This window comes from Corallococcus llansteffanensis (assembly GCF_003612055.1).
Classification (GTDB): Bacteria; Myxococcota; Myxococcia; order Myxococcales; family Myxococcaceae; genus Corallococcus; species Corallococcus llansteffanensis.
This window is the reverse complement of record NZ_RAWB01000060.1, coordinates 1-26,246: the sequence shown is the minus strand read 5'-3', so window position 1 is coordinate 26,246 and position 26,246 is coordinate 1. Positions and strand designations below refer to the sequence as shown.

Genomic DNA, 26,246 nt, shown 5'->3' with positions numbered 1-26,246 from the left:
TATAAGAGACAGGTGGGAGGGGGTCACGGGCTTCACGGGCCCCGGATGTACCCTATCTATACCGAGGACGCGCGCCAGGTACGGCGCGGTGCGGCTCTCCTTCACCCGCGCCACCTCCCCTGGCGTGCCCTGGGCCACCACCCGGCCTCCGGCATTTCCCGCGCCGGGCCCCACGTCGATGACGTGGTCGCTGGCGGCGATGACGCGCAGGTCGTGCTCCACCACGATGACGGTGTTGCCCGCATCCACCAGCCCCTCCAGCTGCGCCATCAGCTTGTCCACGTCCGCCGGGTGCAGGCCGGTGGTGGGCTCATCCAGCACGTAGAGCGTGTCGCCGTGCTGGGTGCGTTGCAGCTCCGTGGCCAGCTTGATGCGCTGCGCTTCACCGCCGGACAGCTCCGTCGCGGGCTGGCCCAGCCTCAGGTAGCCCAGCCCCACGTCGCGGAGCACCTTGAGCGCGCGCACGAGGGGTGGCTCCTCGGTGAAGAAGTCGAACGCGCCGTCCACCGTCATTCCCAGCACCTCCGCGATGTTCCGCTCGCGGTAGCGCACCTCCAGCGTCTTCGCGTTGTAGCGGGTGCCGTGACAGGTGGGGCACGGCGCGTACACGCTGGGCAGGAAGAGCAGCTCCACGCTGACGAAGCCCTCGCCCTCGCACGTCTCGCAGCGGCCTCCCGCCGTGTTGAAGGAGAAGCGGCCCGCGCCGTACTTGCGCGACCGGGCCAGGGGCGTCGCCGTGAACAGCTTGCGCACGTGGTCGAACAGGCCCGTGTAGGTCGCGAGGTTGGAGCGCGGCGTGCGGCCAATGGGCTTCTGGTCCACCGTCACCAGCCGCTTGAGCGCGTGCATCCCTTCCGCGATGTGCCCTTCGCTGGCCATCGTCGGCTCGCGGTCCAGCGGCTCGCCCTCCTCCTCTTCCGCCGTCAGCGCCTGCCCCAGCCGCGTGGCCACCAGCTCCACCAGGGCCTGGCTCACGAGGCTGGACTTGCCGGAGCCGGACACGCCGGTGACGGTGGTGAAGACGCCCAGGGGGAAGTCCACGTCCACGCCCCGCAGGTTGTTGCGCTTCACCCCTTCCAACCGCAGCCGTCCGGTGGCCTTCCGGGGCTCCCGGCGGCGCACGACCTCCTCCTCGAAGAGGTAGCGCCGCGTGCGGGACGCCTCCACCTTCGCGAGCCCCTCCGGCGGCCCGCTGTAGAGCACGCGCCCGCCATGCTCACCGGCGGCCGGGCCTACGTCGACGATCCAGTCCGCGTGGCGGATGACGTCCACCTCGTGCTCCACCACGAACAGCGAGTTGCCCGCCGCCTTCAACCGGTCCAGCGCCGTGAGCAGGGCCTCCGTGTCGGCCGGGTGCAGGCCCGCGGACGGCTCATCCATCACGTACACCACGCCGAAGAGGTTGGAGCGCACCTGCGTCGCGAGCCGCAGCCGCTGCAGCTCCCCCGGCGACAGCGTGGGCGTGCTGCGCTCCAGGGACAGGTAGCCCAGGCCCAGGTCCGTCAGCACCTGGATGCGGGCCAGCAGGTCCTTCGTGATGCGCTGGGCGACGATGACCTTCTCCGGGTGCTCTCGGGCCAGGGCCTCCGCGGCCTTCCCCTTCCCCTCCGCCGTCGTCGTCAGGAGCTCCGCGACCTGCTCCAGGGGCATCCGGGACAGCTCGCCGATGTCGCGCCCCGCGAACGTCACCGACAGGGACTCACGCTTCAGGCGTTTGCCCTCGCACTCCGGACACTCGCTGGCGACCATGTAGCGGGCGACGCGCTTCTTCATCATCGCGCTCGGGGTCGTCGCGAAGGTGGTCAGCACGTAGCGCTTCGCGCCGGTGAAGGTGCCCATGTAGCTGGGCGGCTCCTTGCGCGCGAGCGCCCGTTTGACCTCCGCGCGCGTGAAGCCCGCGTAGACGGGCACCTCGGGCTGCTCGTCGGTGAAGAGGATCCACTGCCGGTCCTTCTTCGGCAGGTCGCGCCAGGGCGTGTCGATGTCGTAGCCGAGCGTCACCAGGATGTCGCGCAGGTTCTGGCCGTGCCACGCGGGCGGCCACGCGGCGATGGCACGCTCGCGAATGGTCAGGCTGTCGTCGGGCACCATGGAGCGCTCGGTCACCTCGAACACCCGGCCGATGCCGTGGCACCGGGAGCACGCCCCCGCGGGCGTATTGGGTGAGAAGGCGTCGGAGTCCAGCCGGCCCAGCTTCGGCGGGTACGTGCCGGCGCGCGAGTACAGCATGCGCACCGAGTTCGACAGCGTCGTCACGCTCCCCACCGACGAGCGCGACGTGGGCGCCCCCCGGTGCTGCTGGAGCGCCACCGCGGGCGGAAGCCCGTCGATGGAGTCCACCTCCGGGACGCCCACCTGATCAATCAGGCGCCGGGCATACGGGGCCACGGACTCGAAGTAGCGCCGCTGCGCCTCCGCGTACAGCGTCCCGAACGCCAGCGACGACTTGCCTGAGCCGGACACCCCCGTGAAGACCACCAGCGCATCGCGCGGGAGGTCCACGTCCACGTGTTTCAGGTTGTGCTCACGGGCCCCGCGCACGCGCACGAAGCCTGTGGGGTCGGGAGTCTTCCGGGTGCGGGTCGTCTTGGGAGGAGCCATGCCGGAGCGGAAGGTGCCCACCGCGAGCGCCACGGTCATCCACGACGCGCGCGCCCCGTCTGAATCCCGATGCGCGCCCTGCTTTCACCGTCCGGAAGACGACAGGACCCCAGCGGCAATCAAGGCGCCCCCTGGCTAGAGCTTGAAGGTGCCCTCGGCGGTCCCCTCCGCGGATGCCGTGATCTTGAGCATGTCGCCATTGCTGCGGACTCCGGTCAGCCGAAGGGCTTCGGGCTGGATCTTCACCTCGTAGCTCTCCCCCCGGATGAAGGCTTGCTGGAGCGACGCTCCGCTCTTGCGCAGGCGCTGGGGCAATGGGAACCGAACCTCTGCACGGACCCATTCCAGCACGGTGTCATGGAACAGCGCGTCCGCGAGCAAGGCGCTCACTTCGTCCGTCACCACCGTGAAGGCGGGGTCTTGGATGCGGAGTTCTTCCTTTTCTGCATCCAGGTGGAGCATGCCCCGGAGGTGGATTTCAGCAGCGAGCGGTCGGGTCAGTCCCAGCGTCACCTCGATGAGCCCATCGGCGTTTCCTTGGAGCCGTACCTGCGCGACCTGGAATTCACCTTTGCCCGCCCCCTGCAGCAGCGTCTCGAGCTTCCTGACGAGTTGGGACTCCGCCTCGCGAAGACTGACTTCGCCCTCCAGCGAGAGCGTGAAGCGCCGGGACGTGGGAAGCGTCGTCCCAATGGCAGGAAAGGGGACGGCGGCGGCTTCAGGCTCATCCCCATAGGTGACAAAGGGACGCGCGGTCACGGATGCCACCGCAGACACCGTCTTCCCATTTCCCTTCAGTCCACCCACGGCCAGCGACACGGGATGGACCTGGAGCCAGGCCCCTTCGTGGAGGGGAAGGGGCTTTCCCAATGCCAGCCACGCATTCTCGAGATGCGGACGGAGAGAGTACGAGGATGGGAGCTTGGAAATGCCTTCTTCAAGTTTCTTTTGGACGATGCCCCGGATGCCGGGCAAATCCAGGAGGTCCTCGGCCTTGATGTCGAAGGCGGTCAGCAGGCAGGGACGCTCCCAGTCAAGCTTCCAAGCCTGCTGGGAGAACGTCAGCGTCCCCTCGGGCGTCCAACGCACGGGGCCTGTCGTGGTCAGGCGGATCCGTGGCTTCGCCTCCTTTACGCCACAACTGACCGCCCCCACCTTGAGGACTGAAGCGTCCACACTGCCGTTGACGAAGGCCTCGATCACCACACTGGCGGTCAGCATCTCCCCCTGGATGTTGAAGTCGAGGTCCGTGACGGAAGCGCCGTACGCGATCTCCACATCGAGAGGGCTCAGTTCATTCACGGGCGCCATGACGGTCTGTTCGACCTTGTCGATGACCGTAAAGACCTCGTCAATCAGGACGTCCACAAGCATTGTTTGGAAGCACGTCAGCGGATTCCAGATGCAGCTACCGACCTTGACCCTTTTCGGTAACTTCCCCCAGACCTTCCGGATCGCCTGCCGGGGCACCTCCACGATCTTCGTAACAGGCTTGAGGACGGAGACATGCACGGGGACCTTCTGGCGGATCCGCCCTGACGCGAGCGGTTGAGGCATCTGCTGGAGCAGCAGCGCGCGCCCCGCGCTGAAGTCGACCGTGACGGGAAGCGTGACCACCGAATCCGGCACCCGGGGCTCGTCCGCCGTCACGCGCGCCAACTCCTGTGCGAAGGTACAGCTTCCCCACAGCAGTGCGGACAGGACCAGGGACTTCGCCGCGGTACACCGGGACGAATGACTCATGTGGAACTCCTCGCGATTTCCGCCGGCGCCAGGGCTTCGTCCGGCGACGAGGCCATAAGCAACCTCCACGCCAACCCTTCTCCGCCGGAGCCCCCTGGGGACTCGCAGCCGTGGTTCCAGGTGACTGGAAGGACTGTCCAATTCCCATGACATGGCCTCGCGCTCACACATTGGCTACATTGGGCCAATGGAAGTCGTCCCCCCGGACGTGGTGAATCTGCAGCAAGAGAGAGACCTCTATCGGAACCTGCTGGAACTGGGAGGCAAGGACGAGATTGAACCCTTCCTGGAAGAAGCCCTGTCACTGATTGTCCGCATCTCCTCCGCGCAACAAGGCTATCTGGAGATCCTGGACGCCCAGAGCGGATCGGACACCCCCGGCTTGTGGATGGCGCACGGCTGCTACGACGAAGACGTCGAGGCCATTCGCGCCGTGGTCTCACGCGGGGTGCTCGGGGCGGCGATCGCCTCCGGACAGACCGTGGTCTCCACGTCGGTCCTGGAGGACCCCCGCTTCTCCTCACGGAGAAGCGTCCAACGCAACAAGACGGGAGCCGTGCTGTGCGCGCCCATCGGACATCCTCCGCTGGGCGTCGTGTACCTGCAGGACCGGGTGGGGCCGGGGTCCTTCTCCGAGGAGGATCGCCACCGGGTCGAACGCTTCACGCGCCACCTGGCGATCTTCGCGGACCGCCTCCTTCTGAGGAGGCAGCAGCACGGGCCCGACCCCACCCTCCCCTTCCGCAGGCTGATCCGGACCGAGTCTGTGATTGGCCGCAGCGCCGCCATGGCGCGGGTGCTCGAACAGGTGGCTGTCGCCGCCTCGTGTGACATCGCGGTGCTCATCACCGGGCCGTCCGGCACGGGAAAAACCCAGGTCGCGCGCGTCGTCCACGACAACAGCGAGCGGGCCAGGAAGCCCTTCGTGGAGCTGAACTGCGCGAACCTCCAGGAGACGCTTGCGGAGCGCGAGCTCTTCGGCGCGGTGCGTGGCGCCTTCAGCGGCGCGGACAAGCTGATGAAGGGGAAGATCGACGCCGCGGAAGGAGGAACCCTCTTCCTGGACGAGATTGGTGAACTGCCTCTGGGGGTCCAGGCCAAGCTGTTGCAGTTCCTCCAGTCAAAGCAGTACTTCCGGCTGGGCGACACGAGCCCGCTCGTCGCGGACGTGCGGGTGATCGCCGCGACCAACAGCGACCTGGAGGCGGCCGTCGCGCGGAAGACCTTTCGGGACGACCTGCGCTATCGCCTGGAGGTCCTCCCCATCCCCATGCCGGCCCTCTCGGAGCGGCGCGAAGACATTCCCGCCCTGGCCGAGCATTTCTGCGCGCGAGCCTGCGAGGCCCAGAAGCGTCCTCGGCTCCGACTGTCTCCCGGGGCCATGCTCGCCATGCAGGCGGTCGAATGGCCCGGAAACATCCGGGAGATCGCCAACAAGGTCGAGGCGGCCGTGGCCCGTGCTGGCGTGGAAGGCGTGTCCCAGGTGGATCGTCGCCACCTCTTCCCGTCACGGGTTTCGGGGCCGGCCAGGCCCCAGTGGCTCAGCTACCACGAAGCCACCCGTCAATTTCAGCGACAGCTCCTGGAGAAGACCCTGGAGGAGACCAACTGGAACATCTCTGAGTGCGCGGAGCGGTTGGAGCTCTCTCGCGCCCATGTCTACAACCTGATCGCGGGCTTCGGAATCGAGCGCAAGAAGTCATGAAACGGAAGACGGCGTGAGGGCCCTTCCGAGCTGGCAACCCCCGCGGGTCATCGAGGAGTACCGGCTCCTCCACCTCATTGGCCAGGGCGGGATGGGACAGATCTATCTGGCGGAGGACACGCTGCTCGAGCGCCACGTGGCCGTGAAGTTCGTGGCCATGGTGCGCCCGGACGCGCGAGCCCGCCAACGCTTCCAGGTGGAGGCGCGCGCCATCGCCCGGCTGTCGCATCCCAACGTCGTCGCCATCCACCGCGTGGGCGACCTCGACGGTCGTCCCTACCTGGTCACCGAGTTCGTCCGGGGGCAGAGCCTCGAAGCGCTGCCCAAGCCGCTGCCCTGGAAGCAGGTGCTCCACATCGGGAGCAGCCTGGCGCGCGGGCTGGCCGCCGCGCATCGGGGTGGCGTGCTCCACCGGGACATCAAGCCCGCCAATGTCATGTTGACCGACGAGGGCCAGGTCAAGCTCCTGGACTTCGGGCTGGCCAAGCTGCTCGCGGAAGCGCCTTCGTCCGACGGAGAACGTCTGGAGTCCCCGGCACAGCCTCCCGTGAGCCCCCTGAGCGGCGCGGGAGGGCTCGTGGGTACCCCGCTCTACATGGCGCCCGAAACGCTCCAGGGGGCGGCGGCCACCCGCGCGAGTGACCTCTATGCCGTGGGAGCCGTGCTCTACGAGTTGTGCTCCGGCGTGGCGCCCCGGCAGACGGCGTCACCGTCCGCCTCGCTCGAGGAATGGACCGAGCTGGAGCCGGTACCGCTCAGGCAGTGGGTGAAGGAAGTCGAGCCCCGGTTCGAGGCCATCATCGCCCGCTGCCTGCTGCGCGAGCCCGGGCACCGCTACGCGTCCGCGGAGGAACTCCTGGGCGCCCTCGACGCGGTGTTGGACGAACGCGCCCCGGGAGACATCCCGGAGGGCAATCCGTACCGAGGTCTCCAGGCTTTCGATGCGAACCACCGCACGCTCTTCTTCGGCCGGGACGCGGAGCGCATGGAGATCGTCGAGCGGCTGCGGAGCGGCCCCCTGGTCGTCGTCACAGGACACTCTGGTGTGGGGAAGTCGTCGCTGTGTCGGGCGGGCGTCCTGCCGTCACTCGTCGAAGGGGCGCTTGAGGACGGCAGGACCTACCGCGCCATCCGCTTCGTGCCGGGACGCGCTCCAGTCGCCGCCCTCGCGGCCGCGACCGCCGAGGCGCTCGGCAAGGAAGAAGGCCCGCTGACCGAGCAACTCTGGAACGACCCCCAGGGCTTCTGCCGCGAGCTGCGCGTAGGTCTTGAGCGAAACACGGGAGTCATCGTCTTCCTCGACCAGGCCGAGGAGTTCTTCACACAGGCGCCCCCCGAGGAGGCCCTGGCCTGTGGCGAGGCGCTGGGCTGGATGCTCCAGGCGGCCACCGGATTGCGCGTCCTGGTGACGGTGCGGGGTGACTTCCTCTCCCAGTTCGCCGGACTGCCGGTCCTCGGCGACGAGGTGCCGCGAGGGCTGTACTTGCTCCGGGGTCTCTCTCCCGCCGGGGCACGGGCAGCCATCGTCGAGCCGGCGCGGCGCAAGGGGGTGACATTCGAGTCCGAGGCCGTCGTCGAAGCCCTCGTGTCCTCGTCGGACACTTCCAGGGGAGGACTGCCGCTCCTGCAGTTCGCCATGGCCGAACTCTGGGAAGCGCGTGATCAAACGCTCCAGCGCATTCCCGCGTCCGCGCTCGCCACGATTGGCGGGGTGGGCGGTGCGCTCGCGCGCCACGCGGACAGGGTGATGGCGAGCCTGCCGCCGGCCCAGATTGTGTCCGCACGAAGGGTGTTCCTGCGGCTCGCGATGCCGGAGGGCACCCGCGCCCGGCGCACCCGGGCGGAACTCGAGGCCACCGTCCCCCAGGTGGGCCCCGTGCTGGAGGGGCTCGTCCGGGGGCGGCTCCTGGTCGCGCGCGAAGAGCGCGGGGAAACCGTCTACGAGGTCGCGCACGAAGCCCTCTTGCACGGCTGGGCCACGCTCCGGGACTGGCTCGAGGCGGACGCCGGCAAGCGGCCCCTGCGGGAGCGCGTCGAAGCCGCGGCCTCGGAGTGGGTCCGCCTGGGCCATGCCCCGGAGACGCTCTGGAGCGAACGCCAGCTCGCCGAGGTACGACACCTGGAGCCTGCAGATACGTCCCCTCTGGGCACCCACTTCCTGGCGGCGGCGCGGGCCTCCGTGCGCCGCGGTCGCATCCGGCGCGGGTCCCTCACGGCGGCGGTGCCGCTCACGCTCCTGCTGGTGCTGGGCGCCCTCCGGTTGAGGGATGGATGGGAACTCCAGCGGAAGGTGGAGGAGCGCCTGGACGCCGCCAAGGTGGAGGTCGAGCAGGGACGGCGGGCCCGGGACGAGGCTGCACGGTTGCGCACGGAGGCCTTTGCGCGGTTCAAGGTGCGAACGGTCGCCACGTCCGCCGAAGCGACGGAGCGCAGAGAGGAGGCAGAGCGCCTCTGGACCCAGGCACAGGAAGCCGCGGACCGCACGGAGGCAGTTCTTTCAAAGGCAGCGCAGATCCTGGAGGGCGCGCTGACGTTCGGCACGGGGGACGGGCGCGTGCAGGAGCTGTTAGGGGATGTGCTACTCGAACGGATCCAGCTGGCGGACGCATTCCACCAGCCGGCTCCGCACCGCGAACTCATGGAGCGCCTGCGCTCCTACGATCCGGACGGCGTCCGCGAGGCCCGGCTGAAGCGCCCGCCGTCGCTTTCGCTCACCACCGTCCCCCCGGACGCGATGGTGGAGCTGGAGCGGTACGAGGACGAAGCGGGACGCAAGAAGCCGGTCCCCACGGGAGTGCTGCGTCGGGCCCCGCTGACCAGCGTGGAAATCACCGACGGTCCCGGCTCCTACCTGCTCACCGTGAGGGCGCCGGACCGGGCCGTGGTGCGGTACCCGCTGCTGCTCGTGTCCGGGGAGTCCGTTTCGCTCGCGCTCTGGCTTCCGCCCCAGCGCGAGGTCCCGGAGGGCTTCGTCTACGTGCCACCGGGCCCGTTCCTCTTCGGGAGCACCGCCCCTGACGTGTTGCGGCGCGGGCTGCTCCGGTCCACACCGCTTCACGAGGAGTGGACCGGCGCGTTCATGATCCAGCGGACGGAGGTCTCGTTCGGGGAGTGGATCCGGTTCCTGGACAGTCGGACGTCCCAGGCCGAGCGCGACCGCCGTCTTCCCCGCTCGGGCGGAGCGCCCATGGCGATCCAGCTCCAGCGCGGCGCGGACGGCGCGTGGACACTCACGCTGGGCAGCGGAGCGAACCAGGTGTCCGCGAAGGAAGGCACCCCCCTGCGGATTCCCGGACGTCCTCGAGCCCAGGACTGGTGGCGCTTCCCGGTCATGTCCATCGACCAGCACGACGTGGATGCCTACACCGCCTGGCTCGCGGAGACGGGACAGGTGCCCGGCGCCCGGCGCTGCAGCGAGCTGGAGTGGGAGCGGGCGGCCCGCGGCGCGGACGGCAGGTCCTACCCCCACGGAGAGCTGCTGTCGCCGGAGGAAGCGACCATCGACGAAACCTACCAGCGCAAGGCCTTCGGTCCCGACGAGGTGGATGCGCACGCCAGCTCCGCGAGCCCCTTCGGCATCCTGAACACCGCCGGGAACGCCTACGAGTGGGTGCGCTCCACGTCCTCCGAGGACGAAGCATTGATCCGCGGAGGTGCCTGGTACTACGACGCCTGGATCGCCTTCGCCCCGAACCGCACCGTTGTCGAGCCCCAGACCCGGGACCCCACCGTGGGGCTCAGGGTCTGCGCGGACGCACCGCGAGCCCTTTTACCTTGAGCCGCTTTCGACCGACGCGCAGGCATCGCGCGCCGTCGGGCATCTGCCTCCCAGGGTGTCCGTGCCGGAGCTGGAGACAGCAATCAGGCCCCGGACGCCGCTCCAGCTCCCGCCCGTGCCGGGCACCGGATCATCACAATCTGGCGCGGTGGTGAGGCCCGGACAGCCCGGGTAGCGGGGGCGCTTCAAGCACACCAGCCCATCCTTGTCCCAAAGGGATTCGAACGTGTAGCCATCCACCTCCTTCTTCTGGAGGCCCCAGCGGTCATACATGTCGATCTTCGTGTTGGAACACGTGAAGGACCTGCCGTCTCCCAGGTAGTCCGCGCGGGCGGCGCGAATGCAGGCCTGGAAGGTCTCTTCCAGAGGCTTCTGGGGATCGCCGCCCAGGAGGGCTCCTGGTTTGTACCCCCACTTGACGCACTTGGCGACCACACCCGAAATGCACGCGACCGTGTATTCGTCCTTGCTGGAATGCCAGGCATTGTCCTTCCAATAGCCGGGAATGAGCATTGCCCGTCCCTTCAGCTCGTCGAAGTAGGGGCAACTGGCAACGCCTGACGGGCAGCGCCGCTGCGCCTCCGTGGGAAGAGGGGTGTATTTCACGTCCGGGCAGAAGCTCTGGCGTCCATCGACCGTCTCCACCGTGAAGAGCCGGATGGTGTGGTCTCCGTTGAGCCTGTTGTCGATCCCCGTATCAGAGATCTTCATGGGGACGACCTCGCCCAGGTCGGTGTATCCCCCGTAGAGACCTGGATGAGACGCATCCTTCTTCACGCGGACCACCCTCTCCAGACACTGCCCCCGGAGCATCTCTCCCTGGGGAAGGTGGTCCCTCATGGCGGCTCTGTCATCGGGGCAGAGAGCTTCCAGAGGCTGCTCCCGCTTCGGCATCTTTCCAGAGCGGTCGGGATGAGGGCAGCCCCAGAGCAGGGCAAGGGTGAAGAGCGCGGCAACATTGAAGCCTTTCGACATCGACGACCTCCATTCTCATGTGTCTATCGCATTCGCTCTCATCCAAGCAGAGCGATGTAACACCCTCTCAGCAAGGGTCATGCCCCTGCCTCCAGGGCGCGTTCCCCCCACCCCGCCGTCCTTGCATTCCACTCCGGCTGACACCGTTGTCCAATCCACCTGACAGCCGCGCCAGGCGCACCCTCTGGGGCGTCACGGCGTGAGCCCGGCCCGGGCCTTGCTCTGTCCAGCGTGTGAAAGGGAGCCAGTGGTGCTCAAGGACACGCATGCGCAAGGGTCTGCTCCTGGGGACATGGCTTCACCTGACGCCTGCGGGAGCAGGTGCGATGGCGGAGCCCGGCATCACAGCCGCGGCCCTCCCCCTGTCATCGCTCTCAGTACCCCTTACGCTGGACCTCACGACGCTGCCCGAGGTGCTGGAGCATACGGTTCCCTCCCTCATCGAGACTCCGGGCGCCTGGACGCTCGTCGCCGAGGGCCGGGTCGGAATCAGGTACAGGGCGTGGCGCGCTCCGTTCTCCCTGTCCTTCCAGGAAGAGTCGCTGCGGGCCAGCACGCAGATGGAATACGAGGCGGAAGGCTGCTTCCGGCGGAAGCCCTGGTTCTTCGAAAGCGCCACCTGTGCGGAGGTGACGCGCTGCGGACGGGAAGATGAACCTCGGAGGCGGTTGCACATCGCCGGGTCGTCCCGGCTTGCCTGGACGCCGGAGTGGCACCTCGCGGCGAGGACTGCCTTTCAGCTCGGGCATCCCCAGCGATGTCGCTTGACGTTCCTCGACTACGACGTCACCTCCCACATCGAACAGGTCCTGTCGGGAAGGCTCGCCCTGGCCGCGGCGGAGCTTGATGCGCGCATTGCCGCGCACCTGGACGCGCGCGGCGTGGCTGAGCAACTCTGGAGGGCCGCTTCGGTTCCCATCCCGCTCCAATCCTCCGCGTGGTTGCTGCTCTCCCCGAAGGAACTCCGGGTATCGCCCCTGCGTGGGAGCGGCCTGGCCTTGAGCACGTCTCTCGTGCTGCTCTTCCAGCCATCAGTGGTCCTGGGACCTCGCCCAACGGTCGCATCAGCACCGCTCCCGCCGCTCAAGGTCGGTCCGCCGACAGAGGGACTGCACCTCAACCTTGAAGCAAGGATTCCTTTCGAAGAAGCCACGCGCCTGCTGGGAGAGCAGCTTCCGCGGAGGTGCGCATTCCAGGGCCTGGAGGTCGAGATTCGCAAGGCCCAGGTCTCTGGTGGCAAGGGACTCGCACGATTCAAGGTGTCAGCGCACATCCTCTCCGGCCTGCCAACGCCCACCGACGTGACGCTGTGGCTCAGGGGCAGGCCCCGATACGACCCTCCGACGCGCACCCTCGTCCTCGATGGGCTCGACTACACCCCCGAGTCCTCCGAGGCGCTGGTGAAACAGTTCGACCTGCTCGTCCGCCCCCAACTGAGCACCTGTCTGAGGCAACAAGTCCGGTCGCAGGTGGAAGGCTTGTTCAACGTCTACCGCCGGTCGCTGGAGGCTGCCTTCGAGCAGCTCGCCCTGCCCCAAGCCACGTCACTGAGAGCCCCCCTCAAGGACATCAGGCCTCTCGACATCACCACCACCGAGGGCGGCTTCAGGGTGGTCTTCGAAGCCTCCGGTGAGGTCGTCACGAAGCTCACCTTGTCAATTCCCGGGAGTGAATAGCCCATGTCGTCTTCCGCCCAGGTTTCGCGCTTCCTCGGAGTCATGGCACTCATGATGCCTTTGCTGGCGTCGGCGCACGACGGTTCCCTGTTCCACCTCCAGTTCGACAAGGAACTCCCAGCGGGCCACCAGGAGCAGATGCGGCAGTGGCTCCAGTGCCGCGCGGAGAAGCTGTTCATGACGGACGTCACCTACGCCTGGCCCGAAACCGGAGAGCACATCGTGCTGTCCCTTCCACGGCAGTCTCCCCAGGTGCTCGTGGAGTCTCCCCAGGCGGTCAGCGTGCGGATTCCCGGGGGGATCGTGGCGCTCGTGGGCCTCAAGGAGCCGCCCCCGCTTCCCCCCGGGCTGTGGAGTCAGCCTGCGGACGGAGGACTTCGGGTCCACGGTTTCATCGATCCGGCCGTCTTGTCGCTCGCGATATCCAAACACCTGCAAGGGTCGATCTTCAAGCTCCTCAAGGGCTCTTCACGCATGCAATCCCTGACGCTGTCCACACAAGACACCCAGCTGGTGCTGATCGCTCGCCTCATTGGCGGCAACAACCTCCAAGGACTGCTTGTGATCCGCGGAACGCCCCGGTTCGCGATGGAGAACGGTTCGGTCAGAATGAAGGTGGACGACGTGGCGGTGACCTACAACGATGAACCCGACGGTCTGCTCCAGGCGGCGATCCAGAACCAACGCCTCTGGAACCTCGACGGGGAACTGGCCACCGTCGCGAAGAAGGCGGAGGCGTTCTTCGAATCCCAGCTCAGTCCCGACGCCCGCGCGGAAGTGAAACCCCGACAGGATCTGCGGCTGAAAGTCGCCCAGGGCCTCCTGCACTTCTCCTTCAGCTTGGATGTCACCCTGACCTACAAGAGCACGCAGAAATGACAGACACACAATGGAGCCATGCCATGCGAACCCTTGCAGTCGTTTCCACCCTGCTTCTCCTCTCATATGGGGGCATGGCGATGGGTGCGCCCACCCAGACACCATCCACTGCGGACTGGACAGTCCTCGTCTTCATGAACGGAGACAACAATCTTGAACAATATGCGCTGGCGGACTTCTACGAGATGGCCGAGGTCGGAAGCACCAAGTCGGTCAATATCGTCGTCCAACTTGACCGGAATGGAGGGTATACGAGTGACTACAATCGCTGGACGGACACGCGCCGGTTCCTGGTCAAGAAGGACCGTGCCCCCCTGGCCGATGCGGCCGTGCAGGCCCTTGGCGAAGTGAACATGGGAGATCCCCAGTCGCTTGAGAACTTCATCCATTGGGGCATGACGACCTACCCCGCCAACCACTACGCTCTCATCATCTGGGACCACGGGCAGGGCTATCGCGACGCCGTGAGCACCGGATTCCAGGGCGACCGCTTCCGGAGCGCCCACGGCATGCCATTCCGGTCCGTGTCCCATGACGACACCGATCGGGACCAACTCTACAACATCGAGGTTCAGCAGGCGCTGCGCGCCGGGCTCAACGGCAGGAAGCTGGACCTTCTTGGCTTTGACGCCTGCCTGATGGGCATGGTCGAGACCGCCTATGCGGTGCGCGAGTTCTCGGACATCATGGTGGGGAGCGAGGATCTCGAACCCGGAGACGGCTGGGCCTATCACCTGTGGCTCAAGGACCTCGTGAGAAATCCGCGGCGCACCGCCGACAAGGTGGCACGTGCGATCGTGAGATCCTACCCGGTCCCGTACAGGTCCCACCTTGCAAACTCGGATGCGCTCCTGACGCTCTCCGCCATCCGACTGAGCGAACTCGACTCGCTCGCGGGCGCTGTCAGCACCTTGAGCAATGCCATGGTGAAGGCCCTGGACACCGAAGTGGGTGCCATCAAGGAGGCCCGGCAGGCATCGCCTGTCTTCGCCCGGGACAATCCCAGGCCGGGGGACCAGCGGTTCCACCACGTGGATTTGAAGAAGTTTGCCACGGAGTACCAGCGGCGCACTGCGAACCCGGCCATCCAACAGGCGCTCACGGCAATGCTCGCCCATCACCAACGGGCGGTGCTCAAGACCTTCGCCGGAGCCATCCGGGAGAATGAAGGCGCCAGCGGGCTCGCCATCTACTTCCCGGCTGGCCGGAATGCCTACGTGACGGACATCTTCGAGGAGCATGGGTACGAGAAGGACAACCAGCAGTACCCCGTGGCGTTCGTCAGGGAGCAACAGTGGGCGGACTTCCTGCACGCGTATTTCGCGAGGGTGCCATGAGCCACGTTTTGAACCGTCGCACCTGGAGCTGGGCGGTCGCAACGCTCATCCTCGGCTTCCTCGGTACGACCCACGGCGTCCACGCAGCGCCTGAATCCTCCGCGATGCCCCGGCCTCCGACGCGCCCCGTCCAATTCGGGCGAGCCCTCGTCGTCGCCAACAGAACGATCCCGAACCTCGAACCAGAGCGGAACGGCTCCATCCTGGGCGCGCGGATGGTTGCGGATTCCCTGACCCTGGTGGGGCTGGCAAACGTAAGGACCGCGACCGACCTCACGGCACCGCAGCTCCGGAAGCTCCTGCAAGAGCGCAAGGCCGAGGCAGAGGTAGACGAGGAAGCGGAGGTGTGGTCGCTGTTCTATTACGGAGGCCATGCAGTCCAGTGGAAGGGCCGAAACTACCTCCTCATGACCGACTTTCCGATGGGGACGCCCGCGCCGACGGATGAAGCGGCCATCGAAAAGGCGCTCCTGGAGCACGCGGTCTCACTTCAGGAGGTCATCAACTCCGCCCCACGCCAGTCCCATCCCAACGTCGTCATCATTGACGCATGCCGCAACAATCCATTCGCCTCGAACGGCATGCTCGGCAAGGCATGGTCCGGAGGGTTCGTGGAGGAAGGGGTGGCGTGGCCGAAGACGCTGGTAGCCCACTCCGCAGGTCCTTCAATGCGCGCTGCGGATCCCTGGCAGACCGCGTCCCTCTATACCGGAGCGCTCGCGGGACTGTTGAAGTTGCCGGGGGCAACACTGCTGGGGGTGTTCCCCGAGCTGACCCACATCATGCGCCTCACGTCACAGTGGCCTGTCTTCATCTCCTACGTCAGCGCGGAGGATGACGTGCTGTTGCGTGAGCCCGCGACGCTCCTGGCTCGCCTGGCCGCGGATGACGAGGCGGTCCTGTTGCGCAACGAGAAGCTCGTGGGGATGGCCGGGAGGAAGCAACCCTTCCCGGTGGTGCTGGAGCCAGGTGACAACACCTTCCGGTTGCTCGTCTACAATCAAAGGAGCTTCACAGGCGGCTTTGAAATCTTCGGAGGGTACCGGCGCGAGGGATGGAGCGTGGGGCTCAGCATGGAGCTGCCCGGTTTTCCAGACCCCATGATCACGGTTTCGGAGACGGAGCTGACGCCCGCCAGCGAAGCCCGGCACGGTCGCCTTTTCGATGTCGCGACCTTCACCCTGCACCTGGATCCGCAGACAGGAGAAATCCAACGCACCGAGGATGTACGAGGCGTCTGGCGTGACGTCATCCCCTCGCCGGAGCGCCATTCCTCCGCCCCTGTGCAATGAGGCTGAATCTCCCAGCATCGACCTGACTACGAAGCCGCCATCGACTTGCACGGACAAGGCGATGCGGGCTCCGGCCACCTACGCCTTCTTCGGGGCCAGCGCTTGAGCCACTCGACTCGTTGTAGGTGCCCATCGCATTCCAGAGCGCGTCGTCCGGCAGCACGCCCGCCTCGGTGTCCTTGTCCGCCTTGCGGATGACCATGAATTGCATCGTCGTCGCTCCTCTTCGCGCGCCGGTGGGGTACGGGCTTGGGTGTGGGTGTCTGGTCCTCGGGAGCGCGACGAATGACGGCGGGGAAGATCGACAGGAGGCCTTTTTTCTTTCACCTGCGAGCGGACGAGCCCGGGCCCGGCCGTTCGTGGCCCATCACCGCCGGGAGCACGTACCGCCCGAACAGCTCCAGCGGCAGTGACGAGCCCGCCTCGTTGTAGTGGCTGGCGGTGAAGGCCGCGGTGAGCCCCAGCGAGGGGGCCGCGAAGACGTACTGCCCCCCGTTGCCCCGCGCGAAGGTCACGTCCACCGGCACCCCCTGGATGACATAGCGGGCGCTCCACCACAGGTGGCCGTACGTCGCGTCGCCCAGCGGCCCGAGTGCCTTGCTGGACTCCGTCACCCACTCCGCGGAGACGACGCGCTCGCCCTGCCATGTCCCGCCTTCGAGCAGGACCTGGCCCACCTTGAGGAAGTCGCGCGGGCGCAGGCTCAGGTGGCCTCCGGTGTCCGTGCCCTTCTTGCCGGCGGGCTGCCAGGCGAAGTCCTGGACCTTCAGCGGCGCGAACAGCCATTCCCGGGAGAGGTCCGCGACGGACCGGCCGCTGGCGTGCTCCAGGACCGCGCCCAGCAGCACCACGCCGCCCGTGCAGTAGTGCGTCACGGTGCCCGGCTCGTCCTGCATGGGCACATCCACCATGAAGCGGGCCCAGTCGTCCGTGTCGTACATCTCCTCTTCGTTGCCGGGCGACTTCGGATCCCAGTCGTCACACGCCAGGCCCGAGCGCATCTGGAGCAGGTGGCGCAGGGTGATGCGCTCCTTGCGCGGGTCCGGGTTGCGGACCGGGGCCAGGTGCGGCAGCAGCGACAGCACGGGCGCGTCCAGGTCCGGGAGGATGCCGCGCTCGTGCGCCATGCCCACCAGCAGCGACGTGAGGCTCTTGGTGGCCGAGCGCAGGTCGTGCGCCTCGTCGCGCGTAAAGCCGTTCCAGTAACGCTCGTAGAGGAGCTTGCCGTCCCGCGCGACGACCACCGCGTCCGGCATCTCCACCTCGCCCTCCTGGACGTCGTGCTCCAGCCAGTCGAACCAGGAGCGCTGCACGCCCTGGTCCTCGAAGGACGCCACGGCCCAGCCGTCATCGGTGGCGTCGGGCGGAGAGCCCGGGCCCGTGGGCACCCGCTTCCCTCCACAAGCCATGAGGCACCACAACGACAACAGCGCCACGCGTTGGAACATCGTCTCACCGCCTTGGGGGTTTCACTTCTTAGCGCAGCGCTAACGCTGCACCGCTCGTGCCGATTGCGGCACGGAAATACCCGCAGGATGTGACAGCCATGTCGTGCACAGGGTGAGGCGCCCGGTGCGGGCGTGGCCGCGGCCCCCGCTGGATGGACATGGCATCCCGCTTGCTGAGCGTCACGCCCGCGCAATACGGGTCTCACATCCCGGGCATGGCAGGCCCCTGGAGAAAGTCACCTCGAAGCCATGAATCGTGAGCATCTCCGAGCCGTGAGTCCTTCGCGCGACCGGAAGCCCTTCCCCGGCAGCGGCCTCCTGCACCCCGCGGTGCTGGGGGCGATCGTCCTGCTCATCCTCAACGACCACGTCTTCAAGGCACGCTGGCCGTCGTGGTGGACGGGGAAGCTCTCCGACGTCGCCGGGCTCGCCATGTTCCCGGTGCTCCTCCAGGCGCTCTGGGAGCAGGCCACCAGCCGCCGCGCGCACGCCTTCCGGCCTTCGCGCGCGGTGCTCGTGGGCGCGGTGCTCCTGACGGGGCTGTGCTTCGGCGCGACGAAGGTTTCGGTGGAGGCGGGGAATGCGTGGAGCTGGGCGCTGGGCGGGCTGCAATGGCCCTTCCATGTGCTGAGGGCCTGGCTTGGGGGGGCGCGCATTCCCGAGGTGCTGCCCACGCAGCACACCGTGGATGTCACGGACCTGCTCACGCTGCCGGCCCTGCTCGTCGCGCTGGGGCTGGGCTGGCGGCGCGCCGCCGTGGCGCTTCCGGAGGAAGCGCCGTGTATTCCCGAAAACGCACCGCACGGGCGTCAACACCTCACGCAGTAGGTCGTTTTTCGGGGCGTGTCAGACCCCCACTGCACATTGCGCCCCGCCAGGCAGTGAACCGGCAGGGGTCAGCATGTCCGTACATCTTTCGCAGCAGGGCGCCGGTGCGCCTTCGAACATCCTTGAGCGGGTCCGTCAGTGCGCCGCCTCCGTCACCCGCTATCCGCTCGACATCCTGACAGGGGACGCGCAGTTGGAGGACGAGCTGGGGATCGACTCCGTGAAGCTCGCGGAGATCGCCGCGGTCGTCGGACGTGAGTTCAACCTGCCTCCGGAGCGACTGCCCAGGGGCGGGAAGGCGCGGACGCTCGGGGCGATCGCCGGGCTGGTGACGGAGGTGCTCGGTGAGTCCTCCGCGGTCCCCGCGCGCGTCGTGCCCGTGCCCGTACCAGCGCCGCCCACGGTGGTGCCGGTGGCCTCCGCGCCTCGGGCCGGACCGGAGCTCGAGGCCCGCGTGCGCGCCGTTTTCGCTCGGGTGACCCGCTACCCCGAGGACCTGCTGACGCTGGACGCGGACCTGGAGGACGAGCTGGGCATCGACTCCGTGAAGCAGGCGGAGGTGATGGCCGTGCTGGTGAAGGAGCTGGGGCTGGGCGAGGGCCCGAAGCCGGCCGTGCGGCCGCGGACGATGGCCGCCATCTGCGAGGCCGCGCGCGCCCTGATGCCGGCCTCCGCGCCGCTCGTGGCACCGCGCGCTGCTGCCGTGCACGTCGCGCCCGCGCCGCTTCCCTTGCGGACAGACCTGCCCTTCGCGGGCAAGGTCGCGCTCGTCACGGGTTCGGGGAAGGGCATTGGCAGGGTCATCGCCACGCGGCTCGCGCGGGCGGGGGCGACGGTGGTGGTGAACTCGTTCCACTCGCGCGAGGACGGGGAGAAGACCACCCGGGACATCGTCGAGGCCGGGGGGAAGGCGCTCCACCTGTGGGGTTCCGTCGCGCAGGAAGAGCATCTGGAGCGGATGTTCTCCACGCTGGTGGAGCAGTTGGGCGGGTTGGACTTCCTCGTGTGCAACGCGTCCAACGGGCTCATCGGCCCGTTCGACCGCATCTCCCCTCGTGACTGGGACAAGGCGTTCCGCACCTGCATCACGGGCACCTATGAGTGCGCGATGCGGGCGCGCCCGCTGATGGCCGCGCGCGGGGGCGGCAGCATTGTCACGATGTCCACCTCCATGTCCCAGCGGTACATGCACGACCTGGGGTGCCAGGGCGTGGTGAAGGCGGGCGTCGAATCGCTCACGCGCTACCTGGCCGCGGAGCTGGCCCCGGAGGGCATCCGCACCAACTGCGTGTCCGCGGGCCCCGTGCACGGAGAGCTGCTGGGGATGTTCCCCGACGCGCGGGAGCGTGTCGCGCGCTGGGAGTCGGCCACGCCCGGCGGGCGGTTGTGCACCGCGGACGACGTCGCCGACGTGACCGAACTGCTCCTGGGGCCGAAGACCCAGCGGGTGAACGGCGCCATCTGGGTGGTGGACGCCGGCCTCTCTGGAACCGTGGACGGGCTCCTGCCGGCCGCTCGCCCGTCTTGAACGTCCTACCGGGAGCCACCGCCATGGAATTCTTCGCCGTCCCGTACGACATCCACTTCGACGACACGATGGCCTACGGGAGCCATCACTTCCTCACCAACTTCAAGTTCCAGTGCGCCGGGCGGGAGCACCTGCTCTTCAGCCCGCACGCCTTCGAGGTGCCGGAGTTCCGGCGCGACTTCGACCGGGTGCTCCTGCTTACCTACGAGGGCTACTCGCGCAACCTCGCCCCGGCGAACCTGGGCGACCGGCTGGTGGTGCTGACGACCCTGGAGGAGCGGGGCGAGGTCTCCCTGCGCTTCTGCTTCCGGACCCTGAAGAGCGATGGCACCCCGGTGGCCTGCGGCTACCAGACCGTGCTCTGCGCCGACAAGGCCCAGGGCACCCTGTGCTCGTTCCCGGAGTCCTTCCAGCGCAGCTTCGACTCGCTGGCGGGCATCCACGAACCCGACGGCCCGAAGAGCTTCCGCGACCGCGCGCTGCAGGGCGGGGGCGCGGTCCACTCGCTGTTCCCGGAGGCCGTCCGCCAGCTCGCGAGGACCCTGCTGGCGGACACCGGCGCGCGGGGCGTCTCGCGGCGGGTCACCCTCCCGACGGAGCCCCTGCCCGCGCCTCCGGAACCAGCGCGGGTGCCGCGGCTGCCCGCCGGTGCCACGGCGTTCCTGTTCGCCGGCCAGGGCACTTTCGAGCCGCCCCTCTTCCTGCGGTTGAAGGCGCTCCAGCCGGAGCTGCGGGAGGAGCTGGCGACCGTCTCCGACGCGTGCCGCGCGCTGGGCATCGACGTGACGTCCCTGCTCGCGGCGGAGGACGTCGCCGCGGTCACGCGGGCGCTCGAGCAGGCGCCGCTGTTGGATCAGCTCGGCATCTTCCTGTCGGGCGTGCTCGGCGCCCGGTGGATGCAGCACCAGGGCGCGCGGCCGGACGTGTTCGTGGGGCACAGCTTCGGGGAGATCGCGGCCATGACCGCCGCCGGGGCGCTGGACCTGCGCACGGGGGCGGAGGTGGTGTGCCGGCGCATCCTGGCGCTCCAGACGCTCTCGGGGGAGCTGGGCACGCTCGCGGCGGTCGCCCTCGCGGAACCGGAGACCGTCCGGGCGCTGGCGGAGTGCGGAGCCCGGAACCTGGAGGTCGCCGGCCGCAACCACCCGCGACAGACGGTGGTCGCGGGTCCTCGCGCGGAGCTGGAGCAGCTCCGCGCCTTCCTGGAGCGACAGGGCAAGGGGCTCACCTTCATCTCCAGTCGCTACCCCTTCCACCACCGGAGCCTCTCCCCCGCGGTCACCGCGTTCCGGGAAGGCCTGGAGGGGATGACGGTGCACCCACCGCGCGGCCCCATCTACTCGCCCATCGAGCGGCGCGTGTATGCCGGCGCTCGGGAGGAGCTGGCCGGGGCGCTCGCGTCCCATCTGGTGCGTCCATTCGACTTCCTCGGCACGGTGGAGACGCTGGTGGAAGCGGGCTGCACCCGCTTCGTGGACTGCGGGACGGGCGGGCGGCTGACGCGCATCGTCCAGCGCATCGTCCTTTCGGACGCGCCCGTGGAGCTGACGTCGGTGGATGGCCTGCTCCCCGCGCAGGTCGAAGCGCCCGCGGTCGCGCGTGAGGCGGACCAGGATGTGGAGCCGGAAATCGCGGTGGTGGCGCTCGGCTGCATGCTCCCGGGCGGCGCGAAGGATCCGGAGGCTTACTGGAAGAACATCCAGCAGGGCGTCAGCGGCATCGTCGATACGGGCCTGCTCCACCCGGACCAGGTGGTGGACTTCGTGGGCCCGGCCGTCACGCCGGATCGCACGTACACGTTGCTCACGGGGCGGGTCCAGGACGCCGACCTCGTGCCGCTCCCGGGGATGGACCCGGTGCACTTCCAGCACTACGGCCGGGAGCAGAAGCTGCTGGCCATCGCGCTCACGCAGGCGATGGGAGCGCTGCGCTCCACCGCGCCGCGCGCGCCTGGACGCATCCAATGCCTGCTGGGCTCCACCGCGGACGGCTCGCCCGAGTACGACGACGCGCTGTGCCTGGAGGCAGGAGAGGCGCTGCTCCGCGAGCGGGGCGAGAAGGCTTCGGAGGTCGACCTGCTGGCGCGGTCGCTGCGGACGGTCCTCGGCGTCGAGGCGCGGTCCTCGGAGCTGGCGCCGCACCCCACCCTCCAGGCGGTGGTGACGGACGTGGTGGGACCTGGCGTGTCCACGATGCTGCTCGACGCGGCCTGTGCCTCCTCGCTCTACGCCATCGCGCTGGGCAAGAAGGCGCTGGAGCGGGGGGAGGCCGACCTGGTGCTCGCGGGCGGTGTGTTCTCTCCGGGCCCCGGCAACAGCTGTCTGTTCTCCCAGTTCAAGGGGCTCTCCGCCACCGGGAGCCGTCCGTTCGACGAGCGCGCGGATGGCGTCATCTTCGGGGAGGGCGCGGGCGTGGTGGGCCTGATGCGCCTGGAGGACGCGGTCGCGGCGGGATTGCCGGTCCACGCGGTCATCCGTGGCGCGGGGCTCTCCAGCGACGGCCGCAGCAGCTCCGCGAACGTCCCGCGCGCGGACGGGCAGGTGGCCGCGATGGAGGCGTGCTACTCGGCGGCCAGGGTTGATCCAGGTTCAATCCAATACATCGAGGCGCACGGGACGGCCACGCCGGCCGGGGACACCACCGAGCTGCAATCGATTGGCCGGGTGTTCGGCGGCAAGCGCGCCGACTTCCAGCTCGCCAGCGTCAAGGCATTGATTGGCCACGTGGGGTGGGCCGCTGGAGCCGCCTCGGTCATCAAGCTGTGCAAGGCGTTGGAGCACCGGCGCTTCCCTCCGCAATCCCACTTCGGCCGTCCCGGCGCCGGGCTGCGCGCGTTGGGGTCGGGCTTCGTGGTGAGCACGCGGGAGCAGCCCTGGCCGGAGAATGGGGCCCATCCCCGCAGGGCGGCCACGAACGGCTTCGGCTTCGGCGGCACCAACGCGCACCTGCTGTTGGAGGAGTACCGGGGCGGACCGCTCGCGGCCCGTGCCAGGGTCGCGCCCTCCGCTGGAGATGGCCTCGTCGTGGTGGCCGCGGAGGGACTGTTTCCGGATGCACGCGGGACACCGGTGACCGGAGTGCCGGACGCGCCGGGCGCGCGCTTCGACATGCGGGCCCTCCGCCTGCCCGCGTCCGTGCGGCTCTTGCCGGACATCACCGAGGACATGGACTTCACGCAGCACCTGGGGCTCATCGTGGCGAGCGGCCTCGTGCAGAAGCTCGGGGCGTTCGACACGCTGCGCTCCGGGACCGCCATCGTCCTGGGGTTGGAGGGGAAGACGCGCCGGGGCGTGGAGGCCACCTGCCGCGTGCTGGCCGCGTCCACGCGGCGCCGCCTGCGCGAGCACGTCCGTCACGCGCCGGAGTCCGCTCCAGCCCTGGCCCTGGCGGATCGCCTGCATGAAGCGGTGCTGGGCACGCTGCGCCCCTCGGGGCCGTACACGCTCCAGGGGATGATGCCCAACGTCACCCCGGGGCGGGTGGCGGGAGCGCTCGACACCAAGGGGCCCAACTTCGTGGTGGACGCGGGAGCCAGCTCGCTGGCCGCGTCGCTGCGGGCCTCGCAGGCCTTGCTGGCGAGTGGGTTCGACCTGGTGCTCGTGGGCAGCCCCCACGCGCGTCGTCCGGGAGAGGGGCCAGCCGCGTCCGCCCCCGAAGAGGGCATGACGATGCTGGCCCTCACCACGGCCGCGAAGGCGGAACAGCGAGGCCTGAAGCCCCTGTGCCACCTGCGGATGTCCGCCTGTGAGGGACCTGGGCCGCACGTCGCGCTTCCGCCCCACTCGGCGGCGGAGTCCCTGGAAGTCCTCCGGGCGATTCGCGCCGCATCCGAAGGCCGGGGCACCACGCTGCGCTTCCATCCGGATGCAGCGACCGGCGTCCGGCTGGAGCTTCAGCTCCGTCCCGGGCAGGGCATCCAGCCCGCTGCGGCTCCGGAGGCGCGTCCCTCCAGCGCGGAGACGTCCGAAGGCTTCGATCACTCGGCGCCCATCGGCTACCACGCGCCGGTGCTCGTCGAGCGCCCGGCCCGGACGCAAGGACCGTCACGCCTCAACGGCCGGCGCGTGCTGTTCATCGCGCAGGACGAAGCCCTGGCCCGCGAGCTCGTGCCCCAGGCACGGGCGTTGTGCGGCTCCGGCTACCGCATCCTGCACGCGGGCGCTTCCGATGCCGGCGAGCGGATCCACGGCATCGACCTCACACGGGAGGAGACCGCCGAGGCCGGCTTCGACGCGCTCGGCCTCGAACCACAGGTCATCCTCGCCGTGTGTCGGATGGAGTCCGGCGCGGGCGAGTCCTCGGTGGTCGCCGACACGGCCTTGCGCCATGAGGCCCTGGAGCTGCTCTTCCTGGCCGCGCGGCGCGCCTACGCCGGCCTGACCTCCGGAGCCGTGGAACTTGCCAGCCTGTGCATCGGAGGCGTCGGCCCGCGCCGGACCCTGCATCCCATGACGGGCCTCTTCGCCGGCCTGCTCAAGTCACTGGGGCGCGAGGTTCCCGCGCGGAGCATCCGGGCCCTCTCCACCACCCCGCTCCCGCTCCCGGCCGCGCTCGACCGCGTCGGCTCGGAGCTGGGCACGGAGGACGACAGCGCCCCCGTCGAGGTCTGCTTCGACGGCCCCCTGCGCTGCGTCCGGCTGCTCCAGCCCACGGAGGTCCCGGCCCAGCCGGCGGCCGGGCTCGACTCCGGTTCGGTGGTCCTGCTCACGGGCGGCGGACGCGGTGTGACCGCGGTCCTCGCCGGGGCGCTCCTCAAGCGGTACGGGTGCAAGGTCGTGCTCGTCGGACGGAGCGACCCCTCCGAGGCCCCCGAGCGCGTGCTCCAGGCGCGCGACGAGGAGCTGGGGAACGTGGAGCGGGAGTTCTACGCCTCCGAGCTTGCCCGCGACCGCACCCAGCGGATGCCCGCGCTGCGCGGGCGCTTCGAGCGGTACCTGGCCGTGCGCGAGCTGCGGACCACGCTCGACGGGCTCACCCGGCTTCCGGGCCAGATGCTCTACCGGGTCGCGGACGTCACCCGGCCCGAGGAGGTGGAGCGGGTCGTGGAGGAGCTCGTCCGCGAGCACGGCAGGCTGGACCTGGTGGTCCACGGCGCCGGCACGCAGGTGTCCAAGAAGCTGAACCGCCGGCGCCTCTCGGAGCTCCGGAGCACGCTGGACACCAAGCTACTGGGCCTGCGCAACCTCCGCGAGGCCTGCGCGAGCCGCCTCGCGCGCCCGGTGCCCTTCCATGTCCTGACGTCCGCGTTCAGCTTCATCGGCAACGACGGACAGGCGGACTACGGCGCGGCCAACGAGGCGCTGGACCGGCTCTGCGCCTGGGTCAGCGACGCGAGTGAGGAGGTCCGCTGGTGCAGCGTGGGCTGGCTGGCCTGGGACGGCATCGGCATGACGCGCGGCTCGGAGTACAAGGTGCTCGGGGCCAGCCGCCGGCTCCGCGGCATCCGCGCCGACGAGGGCGAGGCGCTCTTCCTGCAACTGGTGGACGGCCACCCGTGCCAGCCCATCAACGTGCAGCTCACCGAGAGCGAGCGCGCCTTCTACAACCTGGAGGTGCTCGCCACACGGGAGCCGCCTCCGGAGCCGTCTCCCGAGCCGCATCGGCCCACGCGGCGGGACATCGTGGTCGACGCGGCGAGCGTCCCCTGCCTCGCGGATCACCTCGTCCGTGGCACCCCCACCCTGCCGGGCGCATGGGCCCTGGACCTGATGCTCCAGGCGGCGCTGGGAGACGCCCGTCCCGAGCTGCGCACCGTCACCATCGAGGACGCCCGGTTCTCCCGCTTCATCCGCGTGAAGCCGGGAAGCCGCCAGTCGCTGCGCGCCGAGTGCACCCCGCTGGCCGACGTGCCCGGCCGCCACAGCGTCCAGGTCAGGCTGCTCGGCGACATCACCCATGCCTCCGGCGTGGTGCTCGAACGCGACCTCGTCTACGCCGAGGCCCGCTTCACGCTGACGGCGGAGCCTCCCCGGGCCTCGCCCCTGCTCGACGCGGCCACGGCGTCAGGCCATGGACTGGCCGTGCACGACCCGCACTGCGCCACCGGCTCCCCGATTGAGCTGCGCAAGATGTTCGACTGCCTGGAGGAGATCCGGCTGGAGCGGAACGCCCGCTTCGCCCGGCTCGGCCTGCCGGAGGCACCACGGGAGGCGGGAAGCAGCGTGCCCGCGCTCGTGCTGGACGCGGCCCTGCGGCTGAGCGCGATGCACGTCGCGGGTGTTTCAGGAGACGTGTTCGCGCCCATCATGGTCCAGCGGACCACGTTCGACCGGGACCTGGTGGCGGCGGGGAGCGGCGCGTCCCGCCACCTCTCCCTCAAGGCGCTCGCCCCGCGCCTGGAGGGCGACGTCCTCCAGTGCGGCACCGCGGCGGCGCACGACGACGCGGGACGCCTGCGCATGCTCGTCGAAGGCGGCATCGCCCGTCCCATGGCCTGAAGCCCCCTCCCTTCCTGGA

13 protein-coding genes are annotated in these 26,246 nt (G+C 69.0%); 9 read left to right on the top strand and 4 right to left on the bottom strand.

Annotated elements, in window-relative coordinates; translation table 11 throughout:
• A partial coding sequence (gene uvrA / locus D7V93_RS08435) for an excinuclease ABC subunit UvrA (protein WP_244237178.1) occupies window positions 1-2,601 on the bottom strand: 2,601 nt, incomplete at its 3' end.
• A gap of 135 nt (window positions 2,602-2,736) precedes the next feature.
• Entirely contained in the window at window positions 2,737-4,344 is a 1,608-nt protein-coding gene (locus tag D7V93_RS08430) for a DUF4403 family protein (RefSeq protein ID WP_158623679.1), read from the bottom strand.
• A gap of 187 nt (window positions 4,345-4,531) precedes the next feature.
• Between D7V93_RS08430 and D7V93_RS08425 the strand changes: the two genes are divergently transcribed.
• Both D7V93_RS08425 and D7V93_RS08420 read left to right on the top strand, forming a co-directional pair.
• Window positions 4,532-6,049: a sigma 54-interacting transcriptional regulator gene (locus D7V93_RS08425; protein WP_120642892.1), complete on the top strand. Its 1,518-nt coding sequence runs from the start codon at window positions 4,532-4,534 to the stop codon at window positions 6,047-6,049.
• A 13-nt stretch (window positions 6,050-6,062) separates the two neighbouring features.
• Window positions 6,063-9,827 (top strand): bifunctional serine/threonine-protein kinase/formylglycine-generating enzyme family protein, encoded by a 3,765-nt coding sequence (locus D7V93_RS08420; RefSeq protein ID WP_244237177.1) that lies wholly within the window; start codon window positions 6,063-6,065, stop codon window positions 9,825-9,827.
• Here the strand turns inward: D7V93_RS08420 and D7V93_RS08415 are convergent.
• Entirely contained in the window at window positions 9,819-10,538 is a 720-nt protein-coding gene (locus D7V93_RS08415; RefSeq protein ID WP_147451086.1) for an ADYC domain-containing protein, read from the bottom strand. The genes D7V93_RS08420 and D7V93_RS08415 overlap by 9 nt on opposite strands.
• A gap of 590 nt (window positions 10,539-11,128) precedes the next feature.
• On the opposite strand from D7V93_RS08415, the gene D7V93_RS08410 reads away from it, so the two are divergent.
• From D7V93_RS08410 to D7V93_RS08395, 4 genes are read left to right on the top strand one after another with little or no spacing between them, the layout of a single operon-like run.
• Window positions 11,129-12,478, top strand: a complete 1,350-nt coding sequence (locus D7V93_RS08410) for a DUF4403 family protein (RefSeq protein ID WP_208722952.1) — start codon at window positions 11,129-11,131, stop codon at window positions 12,476-12,478.
• Window positions 12,479-12,481: 3 nt separating this feature from the next.
• Window positions 12,482-13,357: a hypothetical protein gene (locus D7V93_RS08405; protein ID WP_147451085.1), complete on the top strand. Its 876-nt coding sequence runs from the start codon at window positions 12,482-12,484 to the stop codon at window positions 13,355-13,357.
• A gap of 23 nt (window positions 13,358-13,380) precedes the next feature.
• Window positions 13,381-14,694 (top strand): clostripain-related cysteine peptidase, encoded by a 1,314-nt coding sequence (locus D7V93_RS08400; RefSeq protein WP_158623678.1) that lies wholly within the window; start codon window positions 13,381-13,383, stop codon window positions 14,692-14,694.
• The gene (locus D7V93_RS08395; RefSeq protein WP_120642885.1) at window positions 14,691-15,986 is read left to right on the top strand and encodes a caspase family protein; all 1,296 of its coding nucleotides are present in this window, start codon (window positions 14,691-14,693) and stop codon (window positions 15,984-15,986) included. Before D7V93_RS08400 ends, D7V93_RS08395 begins: the two co-directional genes overlap by 4 nt.
• Window positions 15,987-16,309: 323 nt before the next feature.
• On the opposite strand, the gene D7V93_RS08385 is transcribed toward D7V93_RS08395, so the two are convergent.
• Window positions 16,310-17,374, bottom strand: coding sequence for a serine hydrolase domain-containing protein (locus D7V93_RS08385; RefSeq protein WP_244237176.1), 1,065 nt, complete (start codon window positions 17,372-17,374; stop codon window positions 16,310-16,312).
• A gap of 333 nt (window positions 17,375-17,707) precedes the next feature.
• Between D7V93_RS08385 and D7V93_RS08380 the strand changes: the two genes are divergently transcribed.
• The 3 genes from D7V93_RS08380 to D7V93_RS08370 all read left to right on the top strand — a co-directional run bounded on the left by D7V93_RS08380 (window position 17,708) and on the right by D7V93_RS08370 (window position 26,227).
• Window positions 17,708-18,262 (top strand): hypothetical protein, encoded by a 555-nt coding sequence (locus tag D7V93_RS08380; RefSeq protein WP_244237175.1) that lies wholly within the window; start codon window positions 17,708-17,710, stop codon window positions 18,260-18,262.
• A gap of 73 nt (window positions 18,263-18,335) precedes the next feature.
• The gene (locus D7V93_RS08375; protein WP_120642883.1) at window positions 18,336-19,790 is read left to right on the top strand and encodes an SDR family oxidoreductase; all 1,455 of its coding nucleotides are present in this window, start codon (window positions 18,336-18,338) and stop codon (window positions 19,788-19,790) included.
• 23 nt (window positions 19,791-19,813) lie between these two features.
• Window positions 19,814-26,227 carry a type I polyketide synthase gene (locus D7V93_RS08370; RefSeq protein ID WP_120642882.1) on the top strand — a complete coding sequence of 2,138 codons (6,414 nt, stop codon included), beginning with the start codon at window positions 19,814-19,816 and terminating at the stop codon, window positions 26,225-26,227.
• Window positions 26,228-26,246 lie beyond the last annotated feature (19 nt).

Bases quoted from the DNA above. Each gene is read 5' to 3' on its own strand.
- D7V93_RS08430 (WP_158623679.1), bottom strand. From the start codon at position 4,344: ATGAGTCATTCGTCCCGGTGTACCGCGGCGAAGTCCCTGGTCCTGTCC.
- D7V93_RS08425 (WP_120642892.1), top strand. From the start codon at position 4,532: ATGGAAGTCGTCCCCCCGGACGTGGTGAATCTGCAGCAAGAGAGAGAC.
- D7V93_RS08415 (WP_147451086.1), bottom strand. From the start codon at position 10,538: ATGAAGATCTCTGATACGGGGATCGACAACAGGCTCAACGGAGACCAC.
- D7V93_RS08410 (WP_208722952.1), top strand. From the start codon at position 11,129: ATGGCGGAGCCCGGCATCACAGCCGCGGCCCTCCCCCTGTCATCGCTC.
- D7V93_RS08405 (WP_147451085.1), top strand. From the start codon at position 12,482: ATGTCGTCTTCCGCCCAGGTTTCGCGCTTCCTCGGAGTCATGGCACTC.
- D7V93_RS08400 (WP_158623678.1), top strand. From the start codon at position 13,381: ATGCGAACCCTTGCAGTCGTTTCCACCCTGCTTCTCCTCTCATATGGG.
- D7V93_RS08395 (WP_120642885.1), top strand. From the start codon at position 14,691: ATGAGCCACGTTTTGAACCGTCGCACCTGGAGCTGGGCGGTCGCAACG.
- D7V93_RS08375 (WP_120642883.1), top strand. From the start codon at position 18,336: ATGTCCGTACATCTTTCGCAGCAGGGCGCCGGTGCGCCTTCGAACATC.
- D7V93_RS08370 (WP_120642882.1), top strand. From the start codon at position 19,814: ATGGAATTCTTCGCCGTCCCGTACGACATCCACTTCGACGACACGATG.